Below are 25222 nucleotides of genomic sequence, written 5' to 3'. Positions count from 1 at the left end.
TCTTTACGTTTATTAAGGAGTAAGCCAGCATCATCAACACACTTTGCCAGCTCGTGGGTCACTACACCCTTGGCACTTAAGACGATTCATAAAAACCATTTTTAGTTCTTTCTTTAATAATTTTTATCCACACATTCATCCCGCTTGTAACGTACAAACGAATGATTTTGATTGATTCAATGTAAACAGGTCTGAAATGAGAGAATCTTACGATATTCGGGACTCTCATTCAACATGCAAAAAAGCAAATTATTCTTATAAATCAATATATTGATTTATAAGAATAATCGGGAATTGCATTGCTTGAGAAAAATTTTCCATATCTTCCTCAGCAGCATAGACAATACGATAATTTATTGTTTTGCAATTTAGCTATAAAATATTTTAGTTCAAATTCTCTTATATTACATCTATAAACATTCCCTTGCATATAACAAGTGGAATTCTTGTGTGTAGAAAACACAATTGAAAAAAGCCTTCTTTCACGAACCAATGACTATCGAAATATTAAAAACGGAAAAATAGTGTGACTATCCGGTTTATTCTTTAATTAAAGATGAAGAGAGCCGTATGAATGTTATCTTATCCTGTTGTACCATAAAACACTATCATTTAGAGTAGTATACTAAGAGAATATATAAATTTTATTACACTTTTAGAATGTATAGCGAATATTCAGGGTAAGGACTTCCGGTAAATTCTCATGAAGTGAGTCACATAAGTGATCGGGCTTTATTGTGAGAAGTCACTTTTTTATAAACCGACTCTGATAGGAGTCTTCGTCATTTAGAACCTAGAAGGGGTTAAGTTTTTAAACGGCGATACCATAAAGGTCATAAGCATCCGATTGTTCGATTTTAACGGTGACAAATTCACCCACACGCAGTGGACGTCGTGATGATATATGGACAACACCATCTATTTCTGGAGCATCGTATTGACTACGCCCTTTAGCAATTTTTCCTTGACTTTCATCGATAAGCACTTGGAGTCTTTTTCCAATTTTTTTCTTTAAAAGATGCGTAGAAATTTGTTGTTGTTTTGCCATAAAACGATGCCAGCGGTTTTCTTTTACGTCTTCAGGAATATTTTCTAATCCCAAATTATTTGCAACGGCTCCTTTTACTTCTTCATATTTAAAGCACCCAGCTCGTTCAATTTTTGCTTCTTCTAGCCATTCTAGGAGTATATTAAAATCTTCATTCGTTTCACCAGGAAAACCAACAATAAACGTTGATCGCAAAGTAAGATCTGGACATATTTTCCGCCATTTTTCAATTCTTCTGTTTGTTTTTTCCATAAGTGCGGGACGCTTCATATGACGCAAAACAATTGGTGATGCATGCTGAAAAGGTATATCCAGATAAGGGAGAATTTTTTTTGCAGCCATAAGCTCGATAACTTCATCAACATGGGGATAAGGATAAACGTAATGCATACGTACCCAAATTCCCATATCGCCCAGTTCGCGACAAAGGTCAAAAAATTTCGTTTTGATTGTGCGATCTTTCCAAGAATTCTCGAGATATTTAAGATCAATGCCATAAGCACTCGTATCTTGTGAAATAACCAAAAGTTCTTTTACACCTGCTTGTACAAGTTTTTCAGCTTCGCGAAGAACATCGCTGATGGGGCGTGAAGTGAGATCACCACGCAGTGTAGGGATGATACAAAAACTACACCGGTTAGAGCATCCTTCAGAAATCTTTAAGTAGGCGTAATGGCGAGGTGTTAAACGAATACCTTGGGGAGGAACTAAATCAAGAAAAGGATCATGAACGGGAGGAATTGCCGTATGAACAGCTTCTATAACAGTTTCATAAGCTTGTGGTCCTGTAATGGCCAATACATTAGGGTATGCTTGGCGAATAACATCAGGATCAGCACCAAGACACCCTGTTACAATAACTTTTCCATTTTTTTTGAGAGCTTCATCAATATTAGCGAGTGATTCTTTTCTAGCAGAGTCAAGAAAACCACAGGTATTCACAATAACGACATCAGCCCCTTGATGTTGACGTGAAATTTCATACCCTTCAGAGCGAAGGCTTGTAATAATTCGCTCAGAATCAACAAGTGCTTTTGGGCATCCGAGGGAGACAAAACTAATACGAGGTGCGACCATGATGATCCTACAATTACTATCAATGATTGAGTTACGCTTTTACTAACTTAAAAATAATGTTCTTTATTTTTATACCTATGCAATACAATCTGTTACAAAGTTATTTGATTTTTTTCTACAAAATTTTATGTGTTTTTATGCATGCATACAATTTTTTCCTATTATATCGTAAAACTCTGTCATTGAGGAGGAGGATATAAGGCTGCTTCCTTCAAAGCATTCAAGTTCTTTTACAAAGTACGTGGTGAATATTTTAAAGCTTACTTGTCAAGCTTGGTGTAAGTGAAGGACATGGAGGGAAGGGAAAGTAGAAACCCGCTTGATAAGGATCTGGATTGTTTATAAACCGAATTGGGGACTTCTTTGGCTGTGGAGAAGAAGTCAATTGCATGTGGCACAATAAAAAAATACTCAACAGCTTCTTATTGCGATATCTATCGCGTACTATAAGGTTTATTTTTTAATATTTGCGAATAAGTCCGGTAAGTTTGCCTTGTATTTCTACACGGTCGGATTCGTATGTCCGTACTTCATAATGAGGATTTGCGGCTTCTAATGCAATAGAAGCTCCTTTGCGTCGATAACGTTTTAATGTGGCTTCTTTTTTATCAATAAACGCAACAATGATTTCACCTGTTATTGCTGTATTTTGACGTTTCACAATGATCGTATCTTTATCAAGGATACCAGCCTCCATCATAGAATCATCTTTCACTTCTAATGCGTAGTGCTCACCTGTATTAACCATATCGAGTGGGAGAGAAAGGCTGTTTATTTGTTGCAGTATAGCAGAGGCGGGTACGCTCGCAGAAATACGTCCCATAATAGGAATGGTGATATTTTTTTTTTCTTCTTCATCAAAGTGACTCAAACTTTTTGATATTTCTCTTTTATTTTTTTCTATCATACTGGGAGAAATTTTACGTGCTAAAGAAAGACTAAATGTTATTTTCTCGGGAAGCCGAATCACCTCCATTGCACGAGCCCGATTGGGCAAACGACGTATAAAACCTCGTTGTTCTAAGGCTATAATAAGCTTATGAATACCAGACTTTGAAGAAAGTTCTAATGCATTTTTCATTTCTTCAAAAGAAGGAGGAACACCAGTTTCTTTTATATGGTTATGAATAAACAAGAGTAATTCATATTGTTTACATGTTAGCATTCAACATTCCAATCAAAATAATAAAAAATGTGTAAAGTAAAAAAAATATATATAACACTTTTACAATTTTTATCGCCAAATCAAAATTATTTTCTTTGTTTTTGATCTTATCGTTTAATAAATCAATATGTTTATTTATAGATATATTTAAATTATTATTTATATACTGTATATCTACATTAATATTAAATAATGTATAAATATACTTTATAGTTCTGACTGAATTATCCAACAATAAATTTTGTGATTAGTATTATCCTTTTCTTCTAAAAATATATCTACGTATTTTGTAATTTTTTATATAAAAAAGTTAACTAGAAGGCATTATATATATTCAAAACACTTAAAATCATTTTGCATACTGCATATTATTTCTGCTTTTTTATTCTTAGTAAAATTATCTACAGCTCTAATAGTGAGTACAATTTATAGTCATTCGGGATATTTTCAATGAGACTAAATTTTTGCTTCATATCTACTTTATTTTATAGGATAAATTGGCTTTCGTTATATATTCATTATGCATGAATAAAAATCATACTCTCAAAGTGCCATTGTTGCTTATTGTTCCATTTTCAAGTCTAACGTGTTAACCGCTATATACTATTTTCATGAATCCTAATGTTGCGATAATTTTTGGTTATTGAAAAGAGACATAAAAGGCATTTTTATTTTTTTATAGTTTTATTCTCTCACTTTTATCGGTCAAGAAAATGCTTTTTATTGTTTCAATATAAAAAAGATTTGAAATAAGAGAAGCTTACAGTATTTGAGACGTCTCACTCAAGTGAGAAAATGATAAATTATTATAAATCAATATATATCTTATAAAGCTGTATTCATATTTGAAATATTGAACACTAAAATATAAAGATATAAAATAATATTATAGTAAAAAGTATTTTTCCTTCTCTATCCATTATGCTCAACACCCCATGTGAAGGGAAGAGGGGTATTTCTCATAATTTTAACGCTTCGAATCTATGCAATATTTTGCAGTGAAATTTTTCCTTTATTGAAACTTCAAAAAGAAGATTAAAGAGTACTTATACAATGATGAAGTAAAGGGGCGAAAACGAAAAATTATTGATAACTGAAGAAAATAATAATATTTTTCTTCAAAAGGTGTTGACCAAATGAAAAGTCAACCGTATGTTCCCTTCACTTTCTGCAAATTAGATAGTGTGCAAACTAGATAGCTTGTATGAGAGCGCGTAGCTCAGCTGGTAGAGCAACTGACTTTTAATCAGTAGGTCCAGGGTTCGAATCCCTGCGCGCTCACCAACTTTAAATTAGTATCAATAGGCTATCAAAAATTTAAAAATCTTTCTTGTTTTGATTCTTTTTAAAGTTTTTTATTGATTCTATAGCCTGTCATTTTCTATCAGCTGTTTTGGAATAAAGCGATGCTATGCTGTCTTCTGTCCAACAGAAAAGAGCATTAAGCTTACGATAGGGTTGTATCTGCGTTAGCAGCACATGTGGTTTCTAATTTTCTTAATCAGAGGGTGTTTTTTAATATCCACTGCATTACATGATTCGAAAAACAGTTGCTAAAATCACCACTTATTCACACTTATATTATGAAAGAACTTTTCTATAAGATATTGATTTATTTAATTTTTAATCTTTTTAACATCAACTATAGTACATTTATTTCTTATGAAAATCATAAAAAGGTTAACAATGTGTTAATTTCTTGATAAAAGGGGCAATTCAAGAGTGGTATATGCGCGAGGGGAATCATTTAAAAGCGTAAACTCTTCCGTTGCGTACAAAAAAACGTGACGTGGTTTTTACAGTAGTGCTTAACAGAAATAAGTGGACTGAATAGATGCCTTCAAATAGAAAAAAGAAATTTACTTTTATGATTAAACCAACACTTCAATTATTTTCTATGATAGTCATTTCTCAGACATTGGTGTCTTGTTGCGCAAGCCAAACTATGCAGTTTTCAATAAAAGATTCTTATCATAATAAACCAATTAACGTAAACACTTCTGTATTACCTCAACAAGTATCTAATAAGAAGAATCAATCGGAAGAAAAAAAGCGTGGGCGAGCGATTGTTGGTAAACCTTATCAAATAAAAGGAAAGTGGTATTATCCTCAAAATGATCCGACTTATAAACGTGTTGGCGAAGCCTCATGGTATGGTTCAGACTTTCATGGGCGTTTAACTGCCAATGGTGAAATTTATGACATGAATCTTTTGACTGCCGCTCATCCTACAATGCCTTTACCTAGCTATGCTCGTGTTACTAATTTGAAAAATGGGTCTTCAATCATTGTTAGAGTGAATGATCGTGGACCTTTTATGAAAGACAGAATCATTGATTTATCAAGGCAAGCTGCAACAATACTTGGTTATGTCGATAGGGGGGTCGCAGATGTTAAAGTAGAATATATTGCTGAAGCACCTGTTGGCTATTATGATGGTGCATATTTAATGGCCTCTTATACTCCTGGAAATGCTGCCCCATATTCATTAGCATCGGAAAATGTTGCGAAAAAAAGAGAAACTGTTTTATTAAAAGAGCAGCGCAATACAGGAAACAAAAAAGAATTAGCTAAAACAGCTACTGTTGAACAGGAACAACGCAATAAAACTGTTGCAGTGAAATTGCCAGAAGTTGGTCCTATCATGGTTGATAAGCCGGTACCATTCGATCAAGTTGCTTCTATAAATAAACTAAACAAGAAGACAAAAGCAAATTGGCTACAACTGTTTTAAGAAAAAATGCATTGGTTTTTAATCAATATAATTTTCAAATAAAAAATGATAAAAAGTTGCGGATTTATTGTAAAGCTTTCATCTTAAAGCGAACAGCTATACAATTTAATTTGGGAAGAATAAAAAGCTTAAAAAGTTAAAGAATATTTCCTTTTGATTCGGTTTTACAGCTTTCTAAAACACCTACAGCAATATTTTATGATAGAGATTATGCACGGTCTCATACTTTTGTGTATCACGTTCTTTAAATGGGGTTAAAGTGCCCCATGTAAAGTAGAGCGCTTCAAAAAAAATACACTTGCATTGCCCATTCAAGCACTTATTTTAAGGAGATATATCCTCAATACTCTTAAGTTTATTTTACAACAATGCCCATGAATGGTGTCATTATAAAACCTTTAGGTATCACTATCTTTACACTTATGAAGATATAAACAGACACCAACATACACTTTTCCCCCAATGTTTTACGATAATCCTTAACATTTGAGAGGTTTATAAGAAATATTTTACTCTCTTCTTTAATAATTTTTACGCATATACCAACCTTGCTTATGACGCGTAAGCAAGCGATTTTTAATGAATTCAATATGAGAGGAGGGGATGAGAGAATCTTATAGTATTTTGAGTTAGCTTCAATTTTAAAATGATAATTTATCAAAACAAATCAAAACACTATCAATAAAAATAGGAAAAAATCTTTTGTCTCTCATACTTTAAAATGTTAAACTGAACCTACATGGAAGATAAAAAGCGTGTCATATTATTTTTTCTAACGCTAAATGAAAATAAAATCTTTTTGTGAGTTGTAAATAATTTCTTAATTTGCAGAAATCAAAAAGTTTTTTCCTATATAGTAGGTTCTTTAAGCTGATCTTTAGATGGGAGGAGCGGCTATGTATACAGCATTAAGGATCTTATTGATATTATGGGGAGTATTGGCATTTAATACGTGGGGGAGAGCGCAAGATTTTCAAACTCCCGCATCCCAATTGTTATTACTCGATGATGATACAGAGACAGTACTCTATGAAAAACAAAGTGCTATTCCTTTTTTTCCTGCTTCATTAGTAAAATTGATGACAGCAGAAGTTGTATTTCATCAATTAAAAAAAGGATTATTAACAAGTACGCAGAAATTTAAGGTCAGTGAAAATGCTTGGCGCAAGGGTGGAGCACCTTCTGGTACAACCACTATGTTTGCAAAAATAAAAACAGAAATCAGTGTTTCTGATCTGTTGCGTGGTTTAATTATTGTCAATGGAAATGATTCTGCTATTATTCTTGCTGAAGGCATATCGGGAGATGAAGCTCATTTCGCAAAGTTGATGAATCAGCGCGCTAAAATGATTGGATTATCTCAGAGTCATTTTGTTAATGCAACAGGGCTTCCCGAAGAGGGACAATTTGTAACAGTGCATGATATGATTATATTAGCACGTTACATTACTCAGGAATATCCAGATTATTATGCTCTTTATCGTGAACCTCATTTTACGTGGAATAATATTTTTCAACGTAACAAAAACCCTCTTATTTCTAAGGAAATTGGTGTAGAAGGATTTGGTTTTGGCTACAGTAAAAAAGAAGGTTTTTCAATGGTTGCCACCATTTCTAAAAATCATCGACGTCTTTTTTTAGCAATCAATGGTTTGCAAGATGGAAAAAAATATACAAAAGAAATAGAACGCATTCTTCAATGGGGAATGACGGCATTTGATCTCAAAACGATTTTCACAAAAGAAGAAACGGTTGCTCGTGCTTCTGTTTATGGTGGTAAGCAAAATTTTGTTCCACTCATTGTTAAAACACCAATAAGTTTTATGCTTTCAAATGAAAAAAAAGTAAATGTTAAAGCAAAAATTAAATATCATGGTCCATTGAAAGCTCCCATCATTTCTGGGCAATCAGTTGGCGTTATTCAAATTTTAGAAGATAAAAAGGTTCTTCTGGAAAAACCAGTTTTTGCCGGAATGAATGTTCAGGAAGGAAGCTTCTTTGCAAAAGTGAAAAATGCATTCTATGAAATAACAATTGGATGGTTACGGAAATATTTATAGTTACGCGCTAATAAGGTTAAGGTCATACGTGTCAGGTTATTTTATTACATTCGAAGGAGGGGAGGGAGTAGGAAAAACAGTACAGATTTCTTTGCTTGCTGAGTATCTCTCTCACAAAGGTTATGATGTTGTTACAACACGAGAACCAGGAGGAACGGCAGGAGCAGAAGCAATCCGACATATTTTATTGTCAGGGAAGATACAACAGTATGGACCATTGATTGAAGCTGTTTTGTTTACAGCGGCACGCGCTGACCATTTTCATGAAGTTATCGCACCTTCTTTGCAAAAAGGTAAAATCGTTTTATGTGACCGCTTTATTGATTCTACACGCGTTTATCAAGGACTCAATAATAGAGTCAGTTCTTCTGTTCTTTCTATTTTAGAGTATGTTGCGCTCAATGATATCATGCCTCATTTAACATTTTTATTAGATATGCCAGCAATATGGGGTATGAAGCGTGCAAATTTGCGAAGAAAAAAAACAGAAGAAATTGATTATTTTGAAAAAGATCAGTTGAAAATTCAAGAACAAAGGCGTCAAGCTTTTCTTCAACTGGCCAAACAGGAACCCCATAGATTTCGAATCATTGATGCCTCTGGCTCAGTGGAAGCTATTGCTCATCAAATAAAAAATATTTGTCATCAGGTATTGTTGGATCAGCTTTCATGAGTAACGTAAATATCTTACACCAATATGATGATATTGATACAATTTTATCACCATCCCAGAACAATGTTATCTTTGGTCATGAGGATATTCGTCATTTTTTGACACAAATGCTTAAAGAAGAGCGTTTGCATCATGCATTATTATTTGAAGGAGAATATGGGATTGGAAAGGCTACATTAGCCTTTCATCTTGCTTGGAATATTTTAAGTTTTCAACAGAGTTCTTTCTTGAAACCCGATCCTTATTCTACCTCATGGCGCCAAATTACACAAGGAAGTCACCCTGGTCTTTTGTATATTTCACGTCGATTTGATGTAAAAACGCAAAAGTTTAAAACAGGAATACTCGTTGATGATATCCGTGATATTATGCATTTTTTAAGCCGAACATCGCAAGACAATGGATGGCGTATTGTTATTATTGATTCTGCAGATGATATGAATAGAAATGCAGCAAATGCAATTCTCAAAATACTTGAAGAACCCCCTACAAAAACGTTATTTATTATTATCGCGCACTCTTCAGGAAAATTGCTTCCAACAATCCATTCACGATGTCAAAAAATTTCTTTTCGTCCGTTGAATAACGATGAAATGAAAAAAGTCATTACACATATTTTCGCCCATCAGGATTTACCTGATGAGAAAACTATGAAAACGATTATTAAAAAATCCAAAGGCAGTCCTCGAAAAGCTGCTTTACTTATTTGCCACGGCGGTCTTGAAATTATTAAAACGATAGATGCTCTCTTAGAAAAACCTGTTTGTGATGCAACGATTGTACACACTCTTGCACAAACATTTTCATCTGCTTCTTCCATATTCCAATTTCAACAATTTTGTAATGAAATTCTTGATAAAATTCAAAAAAAAGCTATCATGCTCATTGAAAAAGGAGATTTATTTCTCTCAAAAAAATATGCGCAAAAGTGGCAAGAGATTCATCAAGAAATAGAGGAAGTGCAAGTGTTTAATCTCGATAAGAAGCAGTTTGTGATTAACGTGCTTTTTAGAGTTCATAAGATCATTCACGAGGATTAGTTTTTCCGTGACAATGTGATGAACAGACGTTATGTCATTGTATCTTTTATTTATGGCGTTTTACAATGAGTATGACATGCGTGACACATATTACATAACAACTCCTATTTTTTATCCTAATGGTGCTCCACATATTGGGCATGCCTATAGTGCCATTGCTAGTGATGTTTTAGCCCGCTTTCAACGATTAAACGGAAAAAATGTATTTTTTCTTTCTGGTACCGATGAGCATGGTCTAAAGATGCAACAAACGGCAGCAGCATTGGGCATGACACCTCAACAACTTGCAGATCGTAATAGTGCTGTGTTTCAAAAAATGCTTGCAGTATTAAATTGTTCTAACGATGATTTTATCCGTACGACAGAAGAGCGCCATTATCAAGCTTGTCAAGAAATTTGGAAAAAGATGGAGACAAATGGCGATATTTATCTCGACCGTTATACGGGTTGGTATTCGGTTCGCCAAGAAGCGTATTATGAAGAGAAAGATACAGAAGTTGGAGCAGACAACATCCGTCGCGAGAAGGAATTAGGCTCTCCAGTTGAATGGAATGAAGAAGAAAGTTATTTTTTTAGACTTTCTCGTTATGAAAAGGCTCTTCTTGAATATTATGAAAAATATCCTGATTTTATTTTGCCACTTGAGCGGCGTAATGAAATTATAAGTTTTATCAAATCGGGATTAAAAGATATCTCTATTTCACGCACAAGTTTTAATTGGGGCATTGCTGTTCCTGATAATCCAAAGCACGTAATGTATGTCTGGGTTGATGCGCTTACGAATTATTTATCAGCAATTGGTTTTTTCAATGAAAATTCAACAAAACGTGATTTTTGGCCTGCTAATACGCATATTATTGGTAAGGATATTATTCGTTTTCATGCAGTCTATTGGCCGGCATTTTTAATGTCTGCTGGGATTGACTTGCCTCAGAATATTTTTGCCCATGGTTTTTTACTTAATCGTGGTGCAAAAATGTCAAAATCTGTTGGAAATGTCGTTGATCCTTTTGAAATGGTTGATCATTATGGTCTTGATCAGGTCCGTTATTTTCTTCTCCGTGAAGTACCATTTGGACAAGATGGTAGTTATAGCCATGAAAGTCTTGTGAACCGTATTAATGCTGATCTTGCTAATGATCTTGGTAATTTAGCACAGCGTTCTTTATCTATGATTGCCAAAAATTGTGATGCAAAAGTTCCGCTACCAGCTTCATTTTTAGTTCAAGATAAACAGCTTTTAGAACAATCTCTTCAAGTGCTTGAAACTATACATCAAGCAATGTCTTCTTATAGTATGCATTTAGCACTTTCAGCTATTTTTTCAATTGTAGCAGATGCCAATCGCTATTTTGCCAATGAACAACCTTGGAGTTTACGTAAGAATGATCCAGAGCGATTTTCTACAGTTCTTTATATAACTGTAGAAATCTTGCGGCGAATAGGAATAATGCTTTTGCCTTTCATACCCCAATCGGCAGCAAAACTTCTTGATAGCCTTGCGATTGCTGAAGATGATCGGTTGTTGTATCATATAAGCCATTCAAAAATTCAAGAAGGACTTGATCTTCCACCACCAGAACCGATTTTTCCTCGTTATATCTTGAAGAAAGAAGAAGATATTCATCATGTTGATTGATACGCATTGTCATCTTGATTTTGAAGATTTTTCACAGGATTTGGATAATGTTATCCAGCGAGCTTTAGATGCTGACGTTAAACGTATGATAACAATTTCAACCCATGTTCATAAATTAGATAAGCTGTTAGCCATTGCGCAAAATTATGATCAAGTCTTTTGTTCTGTTGGTACACACCCCAATCATGCGCATGAAGAGCAAAATATTACAGCCAAAGAGCTTATACAGCTTTCGAATCACCCTAAAATTGTTGCATTTGGGGAGGGGGGACTTGATTATCATTATGATTATTCTACACCAGAAGAGCAAAAGAAAGTTTTTCAAGAACATATCATTGCTGCTCGAGAAACACAGATTCCTCTTGTTATCCATTCACGCAATGCAGATGATGATATGGAGAAAATATTACGTGAACAGATAAAAGAAGGAGCTTTTCCCTTTATCCTTCATTGTTATTCGTCTGGAATGCAACTTGCTCGTGCAGGAATTGAACTTGGTGGTTATATTTCTTTTTCAGGTATTCTTACTTTTAAAAACGCACTTGAAATCCGTGAAATAGCAAAAATTGTACCCCATGAGCATTTGTTAGTGGAAACAGATGCTCCATTCTTAGCACCTAGTCCCCATCGGGGCAAAACAAATGAACCATCTTTTGTATGCTATACGGCAGCTGTTTTGGCTGAAACAATTGGCTTAAGTATTGAAGAAACAGCCCAAATAACAACCCGTAACGCTTTTCGTTTATTTAGCAAAATGAAATAAGGCAAAAGATATGTGTGATCAATACCGATTTACAATATTAGGTTGTGGTCCTTCTCCAGGAGTGCCCCGCCCCAATGGTGATTGGGGAACATGTGATCCGAATAACCCTAAAAATAAACGCTACAGAAGTTCTTTATTAGTTGAACGTATTAAACCATCAGGAGACAAAACAACGATCGTTATTGATACGGGTCCAGATTTTCGCTCACAAATGATCGATGCGCATGTGAACCATCTTGATGCTGCTCTTTACACGCATTCTCATGCTGACCATATCCACGGTATTGATGATTTACGCAGCTATGCACTTGCACAAAAATGTTTAATAGATATCTATGCCGACAGATTTACACTAGAACATCTCAAAAACGCTTTCGGATATTGTTTTCAAACACCAAAAGATTCATCTTATTCTCCCATTTTAAAAGAGCATCTTATCAATGAAGATAGCCAATTTATTATTCAAGGGCAGGGGGGAGCAATAAGCATCAATACACATTTACAACACCACGGAAACATTCACTCCTTAGGTTTTCGGATTGGGAATGTTGCCTATTGTACAGATGTTAGTGAATTTCCTGAAAAAACTTTATCCAAATTAATGGATTTGGATGTTCTCATCATTGAAGCTCTTCAATTTAAATCCCATCCGAGTCATTTTTCTGTTGATCAAGCATTACAGTGGATAGAATATTTAAAGCCAAAACAAGCGATACTCACACATATGGACAGATCACTGGATTACAATAAGGTTATAAATTACGTCCCATCCTATGTAAAACCTGCATATCAAGGTCTAACTTTTGAAACAGATGCATAAGCTTATTATGCGCAATATTTTAAGTTAAATAAAATACTTTTAAATTTATCCTTTATTTTATTTCATTTTTGACATATTTAGTGTTTTTTATGTCAAAAATGAGGCTTTTATGTATAAGAATTTTAAGCGGGGTGTATGTATTGTGGTTTTAGCGGTTTCCTTGACAGCATGTGGGGGGCGTTTAGAAAAAAATATTGCAACGACAACATTACATGACGGATCAATGAGTTGTGCCGATATTCAACGGGAGTTTTTTGCTAATAAACGTCAGATTAATGATACAATTGCAGAGCGTTCTAAAGCAAGAAATAAAAACGTGGCTTTAGCAGCGGCAAGTGTTGTATTTGTACCTGCTTTGTTTTTTATGGATACTAAATCCAGTGAAAGTAATGAAATTTCGGCTTTAAACAATCGTAATGCTGTTTTGAGTGATCTTGCACGTATGAAACGTTGTAAAATAATGCAATAATTTTCCTTATTTTATTATACGTAATTTCGTTATCACTATTTTTGGTCTTTAAGGAATATTCCTTAAAGACCAATTTTATTTTAAAAGTAAAAAGTAAATTGTATCATATTATCGCATAATATATATTATGGAACTTTTTTAGAAAGAGTAGAAGTTTGGCAATTGAAGTGAATATCTTTTACTTATTACTTAAAAAACTTTTTGATGACTTTTTAAGATTGAAAAATCTTTTTCGAAAATTTTAATCATAATGGTTTTTTATTTTTTACTTTTTTTAAAAAAATCATCATAATTTGTAAGATAATAAAAGCTAAAAATAATATTCCATGAAATAATGGTACAAAAGGCTGATAAATAAAATCGGAATAATATATTGCTATTGTTTCAATCAATGCGGCAACACACCATAAAATAATGCCCCATAGTGAATACATCCAAAGACCAATTAAAGCAATAGGATAGAGAATAGCCAATATAGCTGATGCAAATTGCCACTGCCAAGGCATAAGGTCAAAACGCCATAAAATACCTGGAAAGACCCCCACAAGGCGTATCCAATAAAAAATACCTAGGACTAAGCAAATAAGTGCCAAAAACCGTAAGTAACAGTTATAGATTAAATTGATTTTTGAAATCTGTTTGTGAGAATTATTTTTCACAATAATAACTCTTGTTCAACAGGTTGGAAGTAAGAATCTACCATTTCATCTGTCACATTTGAAAGTTTATCTGGCTGCCATTGAGGTCTTTTATCTTTATCGATTAACATAGCACGTATACCTTCATAAAAATCATGTGAATGAATCATATGATGCGCTATGCGGTTTTCAATTTTCATACAATTTTCCAACGTTTGAGATGAATTTTGTTTCATTTGTTTCCAGATAACTTTTAAACTTGTCGGAGAACGTGACTGCAAAATATCATAACATTCTTTAGCAAATAAAACATCTTCATTGCTTTTTTTATGTAGCAACTCAAGACATTCTTCTAAGCTGTGGGCACTAAAACAACTGTTAATAATATAACGTATTTCATGACTCGTTTCATAGTCTTTTGTAATTGCTTGCTCGTTTAAAGCTAAAGTGGGGTCTCCTTGCTCAATAACAGCTTTTCTAATCATATCGAATTCAATTTCAGGAACGGCATGTGTTGCTAATCCTAAATTTAAACAATCTCCCCACTTTATGCGTGCGCCCGTTAATGCAAGATAGATGCCAAAATGATTGGGAAGAGATGGTAAGAAAAAACTTGCACCTACATCTGGGAAAAAGCCAATCGCACCTTCTGGCATAGCAAAAACTGTATTTTCTGTAACAATTCGATGCAAACCATAGAGAGAAATACCTACCCCTCCTCCCATCCAAATACCGTTTAAGAAAGAAATGTAGGGCTTTGAAAAATGTTTGATATAAGCATTCAAGCTATATTCCTCCCTAAAGTATTGACAAGCAGAGGCACTTTTCCCCATATGATAGATTTCTACAACATCTCCACCAGCACAAAAAGCACGTCCCTCCCCTTCAATTAAGACACAAGAAACATTATCATCTGTTTCCCATGTTCTGAGAGCTTTTTTTAAAGCTGAAACCATTCGTTGATTAAGAGCGTTTAATGCTGAAGGACGCGTGAGCTTTATAATACCAGCACATCCTTCTTTCGTAAAAGAAATATCATCACCTGCTCCAAAGTCAATTTGCATCTTACACCCTTTTAAAAACAACTATTTTATTGTTTTTTTATATTTTTTGCCCCAAGTTGAGGAAATATTTGCATGATTGCGCCAATACAATATATATAAATTCCTGTTACCGAGATTCCTATTTTAACCCAATCTGGAGCTTCTAGTTGATAAAAGAAGGCAGAAACACCAAAAACACACCATAAGAGAAAAATGGGAAAATTAACTCTACGTAAACGAAGAACTCTTACTGGATGGATAAAATAAATTGGTAAAAAAGATATAATCGCCGATAAAACAATAATGATAAAAGTAATCCACTCTCCTGGTCTGACGACAAAAAGCGTAAAAACCATCATATTCCAAACAACAGGAAATCCTTTAAAAAAGTTTTCTTTGGTTTTCATACTAGTATCTGCATAATAAATAGCAGATGAAATAACAATAATTGCACTCAATGAAAATGATAACCCTACCCCCATGAAACCACTTTGATAGAGTGCAAAGGCAGGAATTAAGACATAAGTCACGTAATCAATAATATTATCTAACAGCTCTCCAGACCATGTTGGAAGAACGTATTTAACATCAAGTTTGCGTGCAATTGGTCCATCTATACCATCAACGAGAAGGGCAAGCCCAAGCCAACAGAACATAGCTGTCCATTCTTTTTGAGAGGCTGATATAAGAGAAAGAAATGCTAAAAATGATCCCGAAGCTGTTAGTAAATGAACGGAAAAGGCCTTTGCTTGTGGCATTGTTACTTTTTTATGGCGTAATAATTTAGCATTTGTTTTGATTTTCTTTGTTAGTTTACGTTTCAAGGTTTTCTTATCCTCATTTTTAAAGTCTTCATCCATCTATTAATACGCCATTTTTTACCGATGATATGATCCGGCATAAAAAATCATAAAAAGGTTACTTTTTTATATCGCATTATTTATTACATACTATAATAATAGAAGAGCTTCATATAATAAAAAGAGAGTGATCATTTGGAAATATTAAAATATTTTATCAATGGAGAAAGGTTCAAACAGTTGTGATCTTTGAAAAGAACGAGCATAAAGATATTGCTGTTATTGGTGCAGGTCCTGTCGGAATGTTAGCTGCGCTGAGTCTTGCACATGAGGGGCTTTCTGTTTTTCTTGTTGGGCCCCCTGCTCATACAGATGAGTTACGAACAACTGCTCTTATGATGCCTGCAATACGCATGCTTCAAAAACTCAATATTTGGGATAATCTTCAAAAACATGCAGCTGCTTTATCGTCCATGAGAATTATAGATATAACTTCTAGAATTGTGCATGCTCCTACGGTGCATTTTTCTTCTGCTGAAATTGGTGAAAAAGCTTTTGGCTATAATATACCTAACGTAAAATTAAACAGTGCTTTAGTCGATGCTGTTACACATACGCCTAATATTACAAGATTTGTTTCTGCAGCCAAATCTGTTCATCATACAAAAAACCATGTATTTATTACTCTTTCTGATTGTAGAGTCATTCAAGCACCACTTGTTATTGCAGCTGATGGACGTCACTCTCTTACACGTGCCGCAGCAGGAATAAGTGTCAAACAGTGGAATTATCCACAAAAAGCACTTGTTCTCAACTTTTCTCATGAGTTTTCTCATCAAAATACATCAACTGAATTTCATACAGAACACGGTCCATTTACACAAGTTCCACTACCAGGACGAAGATCTAGTCTTGTATGGGTTGTTCATCCTTCCCGTGCTGAAGAATTATTGAATATAGAACCAAAAAAAATTGCAAAAATGATTGAAGACAAAATGCAATCAATGCTTGGAAAGCTAAGCTTAGAAACATCAATTCAAGCATGGCCGCTTTTCGGACTTCTTTCTCATCATTTTGCTGCTAACCGAACAATTTTAGTCGGTGAAGCCGCTCATGTTTTTCCCCCTATTGGAGCACAGGGATTGAATTTAGGATTCCGTGATGTCCAAACTTTAATTGATATTTTACCCAATAAAATATCCAATTCTAACTCTGAAATGATTGTTGCACATTATAACAAATGCCGCAAACCAGATATATTAATCCGAAGTGGAGCTGTTCATACACTGAACTCTGCTCTACTTTCTCATATGTTGCCTGTTCATATCATACGAAGCATTGGGCTTGGTTTGTTACATAGTTTCCCGCCATTACGTAATTTATTTATGCGCGAAGGAATGTATCCCGGTTATGGATTCAAGGAAATTATGCAAATATTTCCAACAAAATCATCTAAACAACTCTACTAAGCAATAATGGATAATAACGTAAAGTAAATAATAATAAGTGTATAAGTTATCAATAAGCAAAGAAATAATTATTTTGAATAATGCGTTTTGAAAGTAAATTTATTCAGTAAAAATACAATACTCTACCATACATTTTCTGATATAAATATTTAAGAATGTTTTAGAATTTGATCTTATGTATAACAAAAAGGAATTGTTTAGTTTTTTAAGAATTAATATAATTCAGAGTATCTTTAACATTTTTTGTAAAAAATTATACTAGACTGTTCATTCTATTAATTTATGTGCTTGTTTTAAAGTAAGATCTGGAACCTAAACCCGTTTCACAATACTGTTAGTGGTATAAACGGAAAGCTATTAAGCACTATCATTTTTACGCTTATGAAAAAACAAGCTGGCGCCATTATTATATTTATCATCCTTTAATGTTTAGACACCCCTTATATTGGGGAGTCTTTCTAAGAGGCATTATTTATTCCTTTTATCATACACCAGCTCCTTTTATGATGTACGAATGATTTTAATTAATTTAAAATAAACAGATTTGAAATGAAAGAATTATACGATATTTTGAATGCTTATTTAATATATAAAACAATGAGAAACCATTATAAATCTATGTGTTATCAATGATAAAAATAAACGATATAATCATCTCTATGGTTTTATATTGCATTTTGAATCATATCTATTACTGATATTAAGAATAATTTGTTATTTATAATAAGAATATCTATAATTAATATTACTATACATCATTTTTTTATTAAAAACTATTATATATATTTAGTATATTGATATGAGATAAGATAAAACTGAATTATAGTTTCAAGCTTAAATTATAAAGATATCTTGCAAATCACATCTGTTAAATTTTTTACTATAAATCAAATAATAAAAAACAGTTTTATTTAATCAATAGATTTTAAAAGATTTTTATTATTAAGTATAATATTAAAAATAAAATCATCTTGGGAACCTGTTGGTAACACAGAGGTTAATGAAGTGTTGTTTTAACAAATGGTAACAAGATGACACTCAATAAATTTTTGAAATTAAGTACTTTTTTTATAATGATTGTATGTGTCTCGCTGATAATCAGTACTTCAATAAGTGAAGTTTTTCACCTTCCTTATTGTCAAACCTTTACCTATAGCCCTACTCAAAATGTCACTAAAATAGGTCAGAATTCATTTACTGCTTCACAAGTTAAAAATTGTCTTATGCAAAATGGTTTTGAGAATATTAAACGATTGCGTTTAGATGACAATGGCATTTGGCGTGCTTTAGTAAAATTAAAAAAGTCCCATTTTTTTGTATCCCTTGACTATTCAGGAACAGTTAGCATTCAAAATGAAGGAGAAAAATATGATTGATTTTAAAATTTACAGCAACATTTCTTTTTATAACTGTAAGAAAAAAAAATTAAAAAAGTGTTGCCATTCTATTAAAGAATTTGCTTTCATTGGCGGTTTAAATGGGAGCATATCAGGAGCTATCGCGGCAACTCTTGCAGCTTATGGTTATATTGCTCTTCCAGGATTTGGTCCAGTTATCGCAATGGGTATAGGAGTAGCCCTTTCTACCGGAATAATAATAGGAGCACTGATAGGATCAGGAATGGGAGGGAGTGTCGGTATATGCTGTATTTTATGGGAAATTTATATGAATCATAATAATTCTTTCTCTTATAAATTTCATAATGAATAGAAATTCTCGTCATTTTTTCTATGAAAACATTTAAATCATCAACAAATTATATGTTCTTTTTTGATGAAGCGATTATCATAGTATAAATGAAATAACATCTAACTTATTAAAACTATTTACTTAATTCTTTATTAAACATCAAAAAAGTAGCTTTTTAAAGCATCTCTTGAAGAAATGTAAGCGAGATATAATTATCAGTCTATGGAAGCTACATTTTTTATAGATCAAAAAATAAAAGTTATGTTCAGAAATATATATAAACATACTTTAAATTATTTGCTCTTTCTAAAAACTAATATTTCTATTTAAATTATTTTTTTAAAGTTTAATTTAAGACATTTATATAAATATATTATTAATTATAGATAATAATATATTTAAAGATAAGTATAAAGGTATTTTATGAAAAAAATATTATTATCATTATTATTTTTTATGGCATTTTTAATTCATAAAAATTCTGCATTAGCACTATCAACACAAGTAAATATTTATAAATTAGAAGACAACAATTTCAAAAAGGCTATTGGTAGCATTAAAATTGAAGAAATCACATACGGTTTGATTTTTATCCCTAATTTATCTAATTTATCAGAAGGGATGCATGGTTTTCATGTACATGTAAATCCTTCATGTGATACAAAAGATGGCATAATTGGTGGAAGCGCAGGTGGACATTATGATCCGGAACATACCGGAAAACATTTAGGACCTTATAATGTCAATGGTCATCTTGGTGATTTACCAGCACTTTATGTTGATAAGCAGGGATATGCCATAATGAGCGTTCTTGCTCCACGATTAAAAAAAATCTCTGAAATTAAAGGGCGCTCTTTAGTCATTCATTTAGGAGCTGATAATCAATCAGATAAACCATTACCGCTTGGCGGAGGGGGGGCACGTTTGGCGTGCGGTATTATTGAATAATAAATAGAATATTGTGGTAAACTATGACAATATACACTCCCTTGATCACAAGATATGATAGAAATTTATTTTTAAAATCTATTTCAAAAAATTAAATAAACTATGTGAACATTTTATAGAATTGATGTTTTTTTTGAATATTTTAACAAAGAACTAACAATAATCAGAACGAACAGCAGTCGAAAATGAGGAAATAGTAGAATAAATTCTTTGTAAAAAAACTTCAATATGAGGAAGCGATATTTTCAATGATTAATGTTAAACAAGAAACAACAAAGTTTAAATTTACTCTCTACAATATAAAATGTGTAATAAATTATAACCATTAAATCTAGTATCTAATGGGATAACATCTCTCGCACAAAATAAAAAGCCCCCAACAGGGAATTTTCACGCTCCCCTCCTCCCCCCCTCTCGTGAGAGTGCACACAAATAATTTTGATTGATTCAACATCAATATAAGATGGTTTAATTCAAAATGATTTAATGCTACGATATTCAAACTTCTCATTAAGTAAAAAGACTAATTATCATTATAAATCAATATATTAACTAAATATAATCATCAAATAAAACAGTGAGAGTAATTTTTTATCACTCTGAGAAAGGGCTTTTAAACAATAGAGTCTTTTTAAAAATATCCCCCACCGTTTGCACATGATCCCAATCTAGAGGACGCATCTCACCAGTTTGATAAAATTGACGAATGAGCTTAATATAATCAAGAAAATCTTTGTTTTCCTCCACTAATCTATTAGCGGTATCCCAATCAATATCATTACGTTCTTTAGCTGGAATTATGATCTCACTCTCAGAAGAGTTTTCCTTATCAAGCCTTATAAATCCAATTCCATGCAAACTTGAAAGCATTCGGAGCTCTTTTAATGTATCAACACCTTCAATTTCACTAGCTACTAAATAACTCAAATTAGCCCATGAAGAATTGCTTACTGTTTGAAAAAATGCTTTTCGTAAATTTGAACGATTGATGAGAATTTTTACTTCAAAAGACCAAAGCTTTGTCTTTTTATCAAAATATTGCAAAACACAGTCTTTGATTTCACGATTCCATTCCTTGCTTAAATCTTGCATCCCTACGAGATCTGGATAAAGCCATTTATTTCCGCCTGCACCATGTTTATTACGAGAACATTTCTCATTAATGCGCTTGCTATAAACAGCAAGCTCTGACCATAAAAATTTAGATAATAATGGATAAAGATCATGCTCTTTAACAGAGCCATCTTCTACCCTACTATTTACATTGTCTTCTACGGCATCAATTTCAGCACTATCTGTTTGTTTTGTAAAATAATACTGTCGCGGTCGCCCTTCAGTGGTTTTAATTTCTGGATAACGCTTTTGTAATTGAGGGCGCTTCGATCCTATTTCAGCAACAATTTGCTGAATAAGAGCTGCATCACTATTAAGGGGAGTAATTATTGCCGTTGAATGCTTTTGTTTTTGACGACATTTTTCTGGGTAATTTTCAAATATCCATTGAGCAATTTCTCGAGCTGTAAATTTTTTTGTCGGGTTTTTCTTTAAAAAATTAAAAACAGTGTTTGTTAAATTCAAAGTCATATGAAAAACTCCCCCCTTTCATCCTCTGGATATTTCATTATATTCATGATTTTAAATGAAAGAACAATAAACTATTTAAGTTTTTTAAAAAAAGCATATTTATAAAATTACCCAATAAAATTAAAATATTTTTTTGAAGTTGTGACTATAAACTCAAAGAACTTTTCACATAAGGAAAGTAAGATTGTACTTTTATAAAAAATTGGAAATGTGCTACAAATCCCTATAAAAAAGTATAATCTTGTGTAACTTTTCTATACATTTTTTCTTTTATTTTAATGTCGTTAGAAAAAATAATAATTTTTTGATTTAAGAATTAGCTCATATTCTTAAATTAATGGTGCAACAGGGAACAAAATTAAAAATAATATTCAAACATTTGATTGTTTCTCGCATCGGCCAGTTAAAAGACTTATGTGTTTTTTTAAGCAAAAAGTTAAGAGCTCTCAAGTATAGATTCTGAAATGGTAAACTCTGCACACAAACCTTCAAAACTACTATTTGCTTTAATAGCATCATGGGGAATAAGAACATAATACCATTTTTTACCGCCATAAACCGCCGCATAGCGCGTTGCATGACAACACCATTGAACTGCAGCTTCTCTCTTTTTTAAAACAATAGGATTTTTCATTTCAGAGGCTTTTTTAGGCTCACAAAGATATTTAGCATCCTTCGTTTCTACAACAAAATCAGGTTCATAGGCTGATCCTTTATCATATTCTAACTTGAAAAAACCTCGAGCGGGTTTCATCCATTTCAATACTTGTGCATCATCCTCTAATATTTGAGCAAATCGTAATTCCCCTTCTACTGAATCAAACTTTTGCAAAGGATAACAGCATTTTCTAAAGCCGCTGAATACAAGTTTTTTAATATCGCTTTTAATGGTAGGAATATTACGAAAATCAAGAGGAGATGTTCCTTGCGGTAAAACATAATGGATAGGTGTTAAAGTTGTAAAACCTCGTGTAACTTTAATCTCATAATCTTTTTGTGTTTCCCATTGATGTTCTCTTAATTGCGCAACAATAAAAGTATTAATCTTATGCTGATAGTGAATTAATACGTTCTCAACAGCTACATCATTGGGTAAATAAGATCGGAAATGCTCTACCATCTGACAAGCCAATTTTCGTAATAATGGCGTATGGCTCTCATAATCGATAAAATCATTATCAATTAAACCACGAATGATGTAATTTTCAAGATGAGGCTCTTTAATATATTTATCCTTAGAAGTGAGAAAAATGCTTTTATGGGTACGCAATTCTCGAATTAAAAGTTCTTTACTAACAGGTTGCAAATTTAAACTTTCTAGATTTTCCAAATCAAAATCAGAAAAACCATAAGTAACCTCACGCGAAGGTATGAGTACAATATTGGGAATATCTATGATCAGTTCTGGTAATTGTTTTGTCAGATTTGTAACCACTTTTGACACAAGAGACTTTTGTGATGAATGCGTAATGTTCATGATTTTATTGCTAATTTTTTCTTGTATCGATGCAGAACAAAGCATTTGAGAACTCGGTAAATTATCATTCTCTTTAATAATATCCCACGCAATAGCAGCAATTTCTTGTTCTTCAGACGTTAATGTGGGTGAATCCGTATTACATAACATAACACCGTGTAAATCAGATGTTCCATTTATATCGGAATGACGTGTTACTATCGTTTTTATAAATAAAGCTTCTGCTCGACTTGGAACTGTCACTATATCCGACTTTTCAGAGGATATATCACCCCCTGTTCCAATCTCAATATGCTTTTTTATAATTGAATTTGGATCGTTCGCACGATCAATAATATCTTGAAAACGATCATGCGCAATGATTGTTAAACGATCAATAGATTCTATGCCTGTTCTATGCCCATAAGGCAAACGTAATCCACGCCCAATTGTTTGTTCTGTTAAAATTTCTGAAGCCGATGCACGCAACGGTACAATAGTATAAAGATTGCTAACATCCCATCCTTCCTTTAATTTATTAACGTGAATAACAATTTCTGTTGGCTCATGAGGATTCTCAATCACAATGAGTTTTTGAATATTTTGATCTTCCTCTATATTTGACTGTTTTGTATGAATCTCTATAACTTTTCCCTTATAAGCTCCTGCAAAAAAATCATCTGATTCCAATAAATCACGCAATTTCTGTGCATGATTTGTATCTTGAGCGACAACTAAAATAAAAGGCTTAACAAACTTTTTGTTATAATCTTTGGCATAGGCAATTAAATCTGCTTTCACGTTTTCATGAGCATGAATTGCATCTTGTAACTTAATATGTTCTAATTGTTCAGATGTATAATTTTGAGGTTGAAAGTCTTTACGTGTAGCAACAGCAGGCTCTTTTACAAAACCATTTCTCATAGCCTCTGCAAGTGAATAACTGTAAACAACATTTTTAAAATCTACAAGTTTTGCACCTATTGTTTTCGGTGTCGCTGTAAGCTCTATTCCTAAAACAGGTTTTAACTCATTAATTGCTGCCGCACCAGCAGAAGCTCGATAACGATGTGCTTCATCCATTAACAAAACTAAATCAGGAAGATTTGCGAGATAATCAAAATAACTTTCACCAATCGTTTCTTGTAAGCGTTTAATTCGCGGAATACTAGATTTTAGTGCGCCTTTTTTATTATCCGTTGTATTAATTTTAGAAATATTAAAAATATTGATAAAGGCCGTATCCCGATTTTCAAACAAACGTTTTTGTCCGTGAAAGTGGTGTTCATCAGCGCGAATACCTTTACCACTTTCATAATCTTCACCTGTAATAATAATGGGTCTATTTGCAATGAATTCACTTATTCCACTGAAAACATACTTCGGACTTTGAGGACTAAAATCCTGTTTTAATTTTTCATAAATAGTCAAGTTTGGAGCTAAAACAAAAAAATGTCGGCTACGACCTGTTAAATAAAGATAGCTAATAAAAGCTCCCATAAGTCGCGTTTTTCCAACTCCCGTTGCTAAGGCAAAACAAAAAGAGGGAAAGCTTCGTTCAAAATCTTGTACAGAAGGATAGAGACTTTTTATCATTTCTAATTCTGCAATTAAATCTGTATTTTTAGAAAGTTCTATATTTTCTAAAATTTTCACCAAAATATTTAATGATTCACGTTGAGGATCACGCAACGATAAGCGAGCTGAAATCCTTTTTGCAACAGTGTTCATGGGAAACTCCGCTTTTTATATATTATTCAAATAGATCTAACTCTTGTTGCGCAATGTCTTTATCTTTTTCGCTTTCTTTTACCACAATCATTGGTTCAAGATTGGCTACGTTTAAACTGTAATCATCCCTTCCCCATTCGCATTTTTCCAATACTGCACGGGGGATTTTTGTGAGTGTAAGATTCTCAAATGACGCTGTTTTTGTATCAAAGGCTGTACAACAAATCAGCAAAGTACGATGAGACCCCACCTCTTCGCTCATGATACGGAGTTGTTCATAGGTCATGGCGCTCGTTGTGACATAAATATAATCTGTTTCCGTTGAATATCCCTGCATCCAATAATGATTTTCATCCGGTGCATAGGTAAATCCCAT

General features: G+C 33.0%; 19 protein-coding genes, 1 tRNA gene and 1 pseudogene. 13 read left to right on the top strand and 8 right to left on the bottom strand.

The window, feature by feature from the left end:
• Positions 1-811: 811 nt before the first annotated feature.
• Positions 812-2125: a 30S ribosomal protein S12 methylthiotransferase RimO gene (gene rimO / locus ACFIJJ_RS04635; protein WP_375646098.1), complete on the bottom strand. Its 1314-nt coding sequence runs from the start codon at positions 2123-2125 to the stop codon at positions 812-814.
• Positions 2126-2585: 460 nt separating this feature from the next.
• Positions 2586-3290, bottom strand: coding sequence for a transcriptional repressor LexA (lexA, locus tag ACFIJJ_RS04630; protein WP_375623192.1), 705 nt, complete (start codon positions 3288-3290; stop codon positions 2586-2588).
• Between the two features lie 1208 nt (positions 3291-4498).
• Between lexA and ACFIJJ_RS04625 the strand changes: the two genes are divergently transcribed.
• The 9 genes from ACFIJJ_RS04625 to ACFIJJ_RS04585 all read left to right on the top strand — a co-directional run bounded on the left by ACFIJJ_RS04625 (position 4499) and on the right by ACFIJJ_RS04585 (position 13488).
• Positions 4499-4574, top strand: a tRNA-Lys gene (locus ACFIJJ_RS04625).
• A 550-nt stretch (positions 4575-5124) separates the two neighbouring features.
• Complete coding sequence (locus ACFIJJ_RS04620; protein ID WP_375623194.1) at positions 5125-6024, top strand: septal ring lytic transglycosylase RlpA family protein; 900 nt, start codon at positions 5125-5127, stop codon at positions 6022-6024.
• Positions 6025-6920: 896 nt separating this feature from the next.
• On the top strand, positions 6921-8084 hold the full coding sequence (locus ACFIJJ_RS04615; protein ID WP_375623196.1) for a D-alanyl-D-alanine carboxypeptidase family protein: 1164 nt from the start codon (positions 6921-6923) through the stop codon (positions 8082-8084).
• Between the two features lie 28 nt (positions 8085-8112).
• Complete coding sequence (tmk, locus tag ACFIJJ_RS04610) at positions 8113-8757, top strand: dTMP kinase (protein WP_375646096.1); 645 nt, start codon at positions 8113-8115, stop codon at positions 8755-8757.
• Complete coding sequence (locus tag ACFIJJ_RS04605) at positions 8754-9797, top strand: DNA polymerase III subunit delta' (RefSeq protein ID WP_375646094.1); 1044 nt, start codon at positions 8754-8756, stop codon at positions 9795-9797. The genes tmk and ACFIJJ_RS04605 overlap by 4 nt, the downstream gene beginning before the upstream one ends.
• Positions 9798-9873: 76 nt before the next feature.
• Positions 9874-11436, top strand: a complete 1563-nt coding sequence (gene metG, locus ACFIJJ_RS04600) for a methionine--tRNA ligase (RefSeq protein ID WP_375623202.1) — start codon at positions 9874-9876, stop codon at positions 11434-11436.
• Positions 11426-12199 (top strand): TatD family hydrolase, encoded by a 774-nt coding sequence (locus ACFIJJ_RS04595; protein WP_375623205.1) that lies wholly within the window; start codon positions 11426-11428, stop codon positions 12197-12199. The genes metG and ACFIJJ_RS04595 overlap by 11 nt, the downstream gene beginning before the upstream one ends.
• Before the next feature lie 10 nt (positions 12200-12209).
• On the top strand, positions 12210-13019 hold the full coding sequence (locus tag ACFIJJ_RS04590) for an MBL fold metallo-hydrolase (protein WP_375623207.1): 810 nt from the start codon (positions 12210-12212) through the stop codon (positions 13017-13019).
• 109 nt (positions 13020-13128) lie between these two features.
• Complete coding sequence (locus ACFIJJ_RS04585) at positions 13129-13488, top strand: hypothetical protein (protein ID WP_375613428.1); 360 nt, start codon at positions 13129-13131, stop codon at positions 13486-13488.
• Between the two features lie 245 nt (positions 13489-13733).
• On the opposite strand, the gene ACFIJJ_RS04580 is transcribed toward ACFIJJ_RS04585, so the two are convergent.
• From ACFIJJ_RS04580 to pcsA, 3 genes are read right to left on the bottom strand one after another with little or no spacing between them, the layout of a single operon-like run.
• Positions 13734-14147, bottom strand: a complete 414-nt coding sequence (locus ACFIJJ_RS04580; RefSeq protein ID WP_375623209.1) for a DUF6163 family protein — start codon at positions 14145-14147, stop codon at positions 13734-13736.
• Positions 14144-15190: an enoyl-CoA hydratase/isomerase family protein gene (locus ACFIJJ_RS04575; protein ID WP_375646091.1), complete on the bottom strand. Its 1047-nt coding sequence runs from the start codon at positions 15188-15190 to the stop codon at positions 14144-14146. The genes ACFIJJ_RS04580 and ACFIJJ_RS04575 overlap by 4 nt, the downstream gene beginning before the upstream one ends.
• A gap of 26 nt (positions 15191-15216) precedes the next feature.
• Positions 15217-16029 carry a phosphatidylcholine synthase gene (gene pcsA / locus ACFIJJ_RS04570; protein ID WP_375623213.1) on the bottom strand — a complete coding sequence of 271 codons (813 nt, stop codon included), beginning with the start codon at positions 16027-16029 and terminating at the stop codon, positions 15217-15219.
• Between the two features lie 182 nt (positions 16030-16211).
• Here pcsA and ACFIJJ_RS04565 point away from each other — a divergent pair, with 182 nt between their 5' ends.
• From ACFIJJ_RS04565 to sodC, 4 genes are all read left to right on the top strand, one after another.
• Positions 16212-17438 carry a UbiH/UbiF family hydroxylase gene (locus ACFIJJ_RS04565; protein WP_375623215.1) on the top strand — a complete coding sequence of 409 codons (1227 nt, stop codon included), beginning with the start codon at positions 16212-16214 and terminating at the stop codon, positions 17436-17438.
• A gap of 1031 nt (positions 17439-18469) precedes the next feature.
• A complete protein-coding gene (locus tag ACFIJJ_RS04560) occupies positions 18470-18814 on the top strand; it encodes a hypothetical protein (RefSeq protein ID WP_375623217.1) in 345 nt (114 codons plus the stop codon).
• The gene (locus tag ACFIJJ_RS04555; protein ID WP_375646089.1) at positions 18792-19148 is read left to right on the top strand and encodes a hypothetical protein; all 357 of its coding nucleotides are present in this window, start codon (positions 18792-18794) and stop codon (positions 19146-19148) included. Before ACFIJJ_RS04560 ends, ACFIJJ_RS04555 begins: the two co-directional genes overlap by 23 nt.
• Before the next feature lie 402 nt (positions 19149-19550).
• Positions 19551-20075: a superoxide dismutase [Cu-Zn] SodC gene (sodC, locus tag ACFIJJ_RS04550; RefSeq protein ID WP_375646087.1), complete on the top strand. Its 525-nt coding sequence runs from the start codon at positions 19551-19553 to the stop codon at positions 20073-20075.
• Positions 20076-20669: 594 nt separating this feature from the next.
• Here sodC and ACFIJJ_RS04545 read toward each other — a convergent pair.
• The 3 genes and pseudogenes from ACFIJJ_RS04545 to ACFIJJ_RS04535 all read right to left on the bottom strand — a co-directional run.
• Entirely contained in the window at positions 20670-21659 is a 990-nt protein-coding gene (locus ACFIJJ_RS04545) for a COG2958 family protein (RefSeq protein ID WP_375646084.1), read from the bottom strand.
• Positions 21660-22095: 436 nt separating this feature from the next.
• A complete protein-coding gene (locus tag ACFIJJ_RS04540; protein WP_375646082.1) occupies positions 22096-24846 on the bottom strand; it encodes a DEAD/DEAH box helicase in 2751 nt (916 codons plus the stop codon).
• 22 nt (positions 24847-24868) lie between these two features.
• Positions 24869-25222 (bottom strand): annotated as a pseudogene (locus ACFIJJ_RS04535) (site-specific DNA-methyltransferase); the annotation flags it as partial.

The sequence above is a fragment of the Bartonella sp. TT29SHDZB genome (genome assembly GCF_042193395.1).
Classification (GTDB): Bacteria; Pseudomonadota; Alphaproteobacteria; order Rhizobiales; family Rhizobiaceae; genus Bartonella.
Note: the sequence above shows the minus strand (reverse complement) of the source record. Positions and strands in the feature narration are given on the sequence as shown.